At 54.2% G+C, this 554-nt stretch carries 1 protein-coding gene; it reads right to left on the bottom strand.

Annotated features, from left to right (window positions below):
* A partial coding sequence (locus H5120_RS20325; protein WP_182675885.1) for an Ig-like domain-containing protein occupies nucleotides 1-554 on the bottom strand: 554 nt, incomplete at both ends.

Genomic DNA, 554 nt, shown 5'->3' with positions numbered 1-554 from the left:
AATGGCGCATCTACACTCACACTTGGTGCTGTGGTATCAATGGTGCCGTTGCCGGTAATATCGGTGCTGTTTCCTGCCACATCGCTGATGTTGGCGGTGATCGTGTACGGCCCTTCTGCCAGTGCTGTTGGCACTTCGACTGAGAAGTTGCCATCGGCATCCACAGTGGTGGTGAACGTTTGTGTATTGCCTTGATCGTCCACAACCGTGAAGTTAATAACGGTGCCTTCAACGGCATCACTTGTGCCACTGAGTGTTGGAGTAATGTCGTTACTTGAGCCAGGATTCGTTAGGATCAGTGTTGGTGCAGTCGTGTCTACTTCACCAGTGCCTGTGGCGATGGTGTCGTTGCCTGCCACATCTTCAACACTCGCGCTTACGGTGTATGCACCTTCTGCGAGTGCTACCGGTACAGGGATTGACCACGTGCCATTGGCTAGTACGGTGGCGCTCATTGTTTGCGCTGCGCCGCTGCTGTCGGTGACAACAATGGTTACTTCACTGCCTTGCGGTGCATCGCTGGTACCTGCAATCGTTGGCGTGGTGTCGTTCCC

It is taken from the genome of Pseudoalteromonas sp. SR43-2 (assembly GCF_014163885.1).
Taxonomy (GTDB): domain Bacteria; phylum Pseudomonadota; class Gammaproteobacteria; order Enterobacterales; family Alteromonadaceae; genus Pseudoalteromonas; species Pseudoalteromonas distincta.
Note: the sequence above shows the minus strand (reverse complement) of the source record. Positions and strands in the feature narration are given on the sequence as shown.